Raw genomic sequence first — 5407 nt, 5'->3', positions numbered from 1 at the left:
CGTAGACCACCGTCACGTCGTCGCCCAGCGGTCCGTGGGTCGCGTCGAGCCAGCGCACGGCCGCGACCGGTTCGGGGATCGTCCGTGCAGTGACGCCCGCCCGGACGAGCGCGGCGCACAGGGCCTCCACGGTGTGAGCCGACCAGGTGGCGGGATGCGCCAGCATCGTCGGCACCTCGGTAGTGCCCGTGCGGTGCTGCAGGCAGCCCACGGTCGTCGCGACGAGATCTTCACCCAGGTAGGCGGAGCCGTCCTCGGCGAGGATGCCGACCGGATCGCCGACCCGCGAGGCGTAGCCGGAGAACACCTGCGTACCGGGAGCAGGGGGAGCCGGCACCGAGGACGGGGGCACCCTCGGCGGGGAGATGGAGTTCGGTGGGGGTCGACAGGACACCGGGATCACCGGCTCCCGGCTGGTCGACCACGGTGACAGCCACCGAATTGGCCGTCCCGATCATGACGCCGAGTCCTGTGTACATGCACGCTCCAGGGTTCAGGGCGGACGTCGGTCCGCGATCTCGTTCCACCGTTCGGTCTCGATCAGCCTGTCGTTCCCACCGCGGTACTCGTTAGCTCCCACGCCGTCCGCCGACCGATCGGGGGGATGATCCCCTAACGCCCCCGGTACCCCCGGACCCGGATCCCCTAACAGCCGGCGACAAACAGGGGGCTGCACCCCCTGTGCCCGTGACCGGCGGTTTCGTAGCTTCGTTCGTAGATCCCGACGACTCAGGAGACACGCGATGGCCACCAACGCCGTACTCGACTTCATTCTCAGCCTGTTCCGTGACGAGAACGAACTCGCCCGGTACTGCAGCAATCCCGCCGCCGTCCTCGCCGAGGCCGGCCTGGACGACGTGTGCCACGCCGACATCGTGGCCGTCGCTCCGCTGGTCGCCGACAGCGGTCTGTTCGCCGGAACCGCGGCGGAACTGACCGCAGCGCTGAACGGCGCGGCGAACGTCGGAGCATCGATCGCCGGCACCGCCGCAGCGGGCCTGGGTGGGGCAGCAGGCCTGGGTGGGGCAGTGGGCCTCGGGGGTGCCGCCGGTCTGGGCCTCGGCGTCGGCGCAGGCCTCGGCGGGGGCTTGGGTCTGGGCGGGGGTCTCGGTCTCGGTGGGGGACTGGATCTCGGTGGCGCCGTCGGAGCTCAGACCGGGATCGTCGTCGATCTCGCCGCGCAACTCGGTGCAGCACTCGAAGCCGGTGGTGAGCTCGGCGGGGCGCTGGGTGCGGCACTCGGCGGTGCCCTCGACGCCGGCCTCGAACTCGGTGGCGCGGTCGACATCGGTGGGGCGCTGGCCGGTGCTCTCGAAGGTGGACTCGGCCTCGGTGTGGGTGCCGCTGCCGATCTCGCCGCCGCGATCGACGCCGCCGTCGCGGCGTCGGGTGGGCTCGGCGCCGACCTCGCCGCCACCCTCGAAGGGGCACTGGGCATCGGAGGCACGCTCGGCGCCGACATCGGGCTCGCCCTCGGCGGACTGCTGGAATCGGCTGTCGAAGCCGGTGGCGCCTTCTCCAGCGAGCTGAACCTGGCTCTCGAAGGCGGCGCCGAACTCGGCGCTGCACTCGGCACCACCCTCGGCGGTGTACTCGGCGTGGGCACGGAACTGACCGGCGCGCTCGGTACGAGTCTCGGCGGTGTCCTCGGCGGGGTGGCCGATCTCGGTGCCGGACTCGAATCCGATCTTGCTGCCGGTCTCGATGCCGGAGTGGGCGCGACCCTCGGCCTCGGTGCGTCTCTCTCGGCCCTGCTCGGAGCGGGCGGTGGGGCTGCGGCCGACCTCGGCGCGGCGCTGGGGACCGTCATCGAGAGCAGCGCGCAGGGCGGTCTGCTCGGCGGCGTCGACCTCGACGCGGTGCTCTCCGGAGGCGGCGCGGCCGATGCGGAGACCGGCGCCGAGATCGACCTGGGCACGCTGGTCGGCGGGGTGCTCGGCGGCGCGCTCGGCATCGAGACCGCCGCGACCACCGAACTGTCGTCGGCATTGAACATCGCCATCGGCTCGGCCACCGGCGTCGGGGCGACCGTCGATTCGACCGTGCAGGTGGGGACGAGCCTCGGATCGGATCTGTCGTCCGTCCTCGGTTCGACGTTCGCCACCGGCGGTTCGGCCGGTGCCGAGCTCGGCCTGCAGCTCGGCAGCGCACTCGACACGGCTGCGGGGTCGGTGTCCCTCGACGCGGGTGCCGATCTCGGCACGCAGCTCGCCACGACGATCGGTGGCGGCCTCGGCGCCGGTGCCGAAGCCACCGGCCAGCTCGGGTACGCCCTCGACGGCGCCCTGGACGCGGCGGCGGAACTCGGGGCCGGGGCGAACCTGGGGGCGGATCTCGGCGCGGCGATCGACTCGGGAATCGGGGCGGCCGGTGGGCTGGGTACGTCGGTCGACCTCGGTGCCGTGACGGACTTCGAGAGCGCGCTGGAACCGGGGACGGGCGCCGACCTGGGCGCAGCGGCAGATCTCGGTGTCGCCGCCGGCCTGGAGAGCGCGGCCGACCTGGGTGCGGAAATCTCGACACAGGTCGACACGGCGCTGTCGGGGCAGGTCGATACCGCTCTGTCGGGCGGTGCGGAGGGCTGGGCGTCGGTCGGTGAGGACGTCTTCGGATCCGCATCGGGCGAGGCGGGTCTGTTCGGCGAGGGCGGCCTCACCGCGACCTCCGGTCTCGGCGGCGGCCTGTTCGCCGGCGCCGGTGCCGACTCGTCGCTCGGCGCCACCGACTCCCCCGATCTCGACGAACTGCTGCCCTGACCCGCAACGGTGCGGGCTCCGGGACATAATGTCCGGAGCCCGCACCGACGGAAGGCGAGTCGACGCAGCCCATGCAGCAGTCACCGGATACGCAGCGTTCATCCGATCCCTCGAGACGCCGAGCGCTCCTCGACCTGATCGACTCCGCGATCGACCGCTCCCGTAGCGCCGGTCGCAACGATCTCACCGACAGGCTCACGGCCGCCCGCACGAAGGTCTCCGACCCGCGACTGCGGGTGGTCGTCGTCGGAGGACTGAACCAGGGCAAGAGCCGTTTCGTGAACGCACTGCTCGGCCTCGAGGTGTGTTCCGTCGGTGACGACGAGACCACCGCGGTCGCCACGCTCGTGCAGCACGGACACGAACCGTCCGCCGAAATCGTCCCGTCGGGCTCGGCCCCGCGGATCCCTGTTCCCTTCGACGACCTGCAGCAGGTCGCGCCGCGCAGCGCCGGTCGGGACGTCGACCGGCTCGAGGTGAGTGTGCCGAGTCCGCTGCTCGCCGACGGACTCGTGTTCGTCGACACCCCCGGCGTGGGCGGGCACGGAAATCCGCACACCGCAGCCACTTTGACGCTGCTCGCGACGGCGGACGCGGTCTTCGTCGTCTCGGACGCGAGCCAGGAGTTCACCGCGCCGGAGATGTCGTTCCTGCGGCAGGTGCAGACGCTGTGCCCGGCCTCGGCGGTGCTCGTCACCAAGACCGATGTGTATCCGCACTGGCGTGCGATCGTCGACGCCGACCGTGAACACCTGAAGCGAGCCGGGCTCGACCTGCCGCTGCTGCCCGTCTCGTCGCTGCTGCGTGAGTACGCATTGCGCACCGAAGATGCCTCGTTGCACCGGGAGTCGGGTTTCGATGCGATCTACGACTTCCTGCGCGAACAGGTGGTCGCGCGGAACGCCGATTCGGCGCGACTGTCCGTCGCACACGATGTGAAGACCGTCGTCGACCATCTTGCGCTCGGGTGCGAGAGCGAACTCGCAGCTCTGCGCGATCCCGAATCCGGCAATGCCGCGATCGAGGACCTGAACCGGGCGCGCGCCGCGACCGAAGCGTTGCGCACGCGGGCGGCGCGGTGGCAGATCACGTTGTCGGACGGCATCGCCGACCTCGCGGCCGACATCGACCACGATCTGCGCGACCGGTTGCGCACGGTCACTCGCGATGCCGAAGCGTCCGTGGACGAATGCGATCCGGGCAAGGAATGGCCGCGCCTCGGGCAGTGGCTGGCCGAGCAGGTCGCCGAATCCGTCGGCGACAACTTCGTGTGGGCGCACGAACGCGCCGAGGCGCTCGCAGGCAAGGTCGCCGAGCACTTCGCACTCGACGACGACTCCTTGCCGTCGTTGCATCTCGGCGACCTGTCGAGACTGCTCGAACCCGTCGAGAACCTGTCCGATCTCGAATCCGGACGGATCGGGATCGGCCAGAAGGTGCTCGTCGGCATGAAGGGCTCCTACGGTGGGGTGCTCATGTTCGGTCTCGTCACCACCCTGATGGGCATGGCCCTCGTGAACCCGATCTCGGTGGGAGCCGGAGTCGTGCTGGGCACCAAGGCATACCGCGACGACAAGCAGGTGCGGCTCACCAAGCGTCGCGCCGACGCGAAGAACGCGATCCGCAAGTTCACCGACGACGTGAGCTTCCAGGTCGGCAAGGAATCGAAGGACCGGCTGCGCCTCATCCAGCGTCAGCTCCGCGATCACTTCACCGAGATCGCCGAGCAGACACTGCGTTCGCTCGACGAGTCGCTCGACGCGGCCCGGCAGGCCGCGACCGTGCAGGAGCAGGAACGCCGGCGTCGGATCGGTGAACTCGACACGCAGGTCGCGGAACTGGGCCGACTGCGATCCCGCGCCGCGGAACTCGCGGGAGTGCAGGCATGACCCCGGCTCTCTCGCGCGCCCGCGACCTGCTCGGCCGGGCCCGCGCGTCGTACGGTGGAAACCCGGCTGTCGCAGACCGGCTCGACGAGTGTGCCGCGCGACTCGACCAGCCGCTGCGGGTCGCGCTCGCCGGATCTCTCAAGGCCGGCAAGTCGACCCTGCTCAACGCGCTCGTGGGACAGGACATCGCGCCCACCGACGCGACGGAATGCACGCGCGTCGTCACCTGGTACCGCAACGGACCCGTACCGTCCGTGAACGCCTGGTACGACGGGGATCGTCACATGCCGGTGCCCGTGCAGCGCCCCGACGGCCGTCTGACCTTCGACCTCGGTGATCTCACCGCCGACCGCGTCGACTTCATCGACGTCGAATGGCCGGCCAGCGCCCTGGCCCAGACCACCATCATCGACACTCCCGGCACGTCGTCGCTGTCGCGGGAGGTGTCGGCGCGGACCCTGGCCCTGCTCACCCCGGAGGAGTCGGCTTCGGGTGCCGACGCCGTCGTCTACCTGATGCGTTCGCTCGGTGCCGCCGACGTCGAATTCCTCGAGCGGATCGGCCGGCATGTCGGCGGGGGAGCGGGGCCGCTCGGCATCGTCGGGGTGGTGTCGCGTGCCGACGAGGTCGGTGCCGGTCGCGCCGACGCGATGATGTCGGCGAAGCAGGTCGCGGCGAGGTTCACCGACGAACTCGAACGCACCGGCCTGTGTCAGGCGGTCGTGCCGGTCGCCGGATTGCTCGCGCTCGCCGCACGGACGC

3 protein-coding genes and 1 pseudogene are annotated in these 5407 nt (G+C 70.9%); 3 read left to right on the top strand and 1 reads right to left on the bottom strand.

Going from position 1 to position 5407, the window contains the following annotated elements; all coding sequences use genetic code 11:
• Positions 1 to 337 (bottom strand): annotated as a pseudogene (locus R1101_RS0115445) (Hsp70 family protein); the annotation flags it as partial.
• A gap of 406 nt (positions 338 to 743) precedes the next feature.
• Between R1101_RS0115445 and R1101_RS0115435 the strand changes: the two are divergent.
• The 3 genes from R1101_RS0115435 to R1101_RS0115425 form a co-directional block, all read left to right on the top strand.
• Positions 744 to 2756, top strand: a complete 2013-nt coding sequence (locus R1101_RS0115435) for an IniB N-terminal domain-containing protein (protein WP_016934291.1) — start codon at positions 744 to 746, stop codon at positions 2754 to 2756.
• Positions 2757 to 2827: 71 nt separating this feature from the next.
• Entirely contained in the window at positions 2828 to 4645 is a 1818-nt protein-coding gene (locus R1101_RS0115430) for a dynamin family protein (RefSeq protein ID WP_016934290.1), read from the top strand.
• The coding region (locus tag R1101_RS0115425; protein WP_016934289.1) for a dynamin family protein at positions 4642 to 5407 on the top strand (766 nt) is incomplete at its 3' end. The genes R1101_RS0115430 and R1101_RS0115425, both read left to right, overlap by 4 nt.

The organism is Rhodococcus sp. R1101, assembly GCF_000278445.1.
Lineage (GTDB): Bacteria > Actinomycetota > Actinomycetes > Mycobacteriales > Mycobacteriaceae > Rhodococcus > Rhodococcus gordoniae.
Note: the sequence above shows the minus strand (reverse complement) of the source record. Positions and strands in the feature narration are given on the sequence as shown.

Coding starts and splice junctions, on each gene's coding strand:
- R1101_RS0115430 (WP_016934290.1), top strand. CDS start 2,828: ATGCAGCAGTCACCGGATACGCAGCGTTCATCCGATCCCTCGAGACGC.
- R1101_RS0115435 (WP_016934291.1), top strand. CDS start 744: ATGGCCACCAACGCCGTACTCGACTTCATTCTCAGCCTGTTCCGTGAC.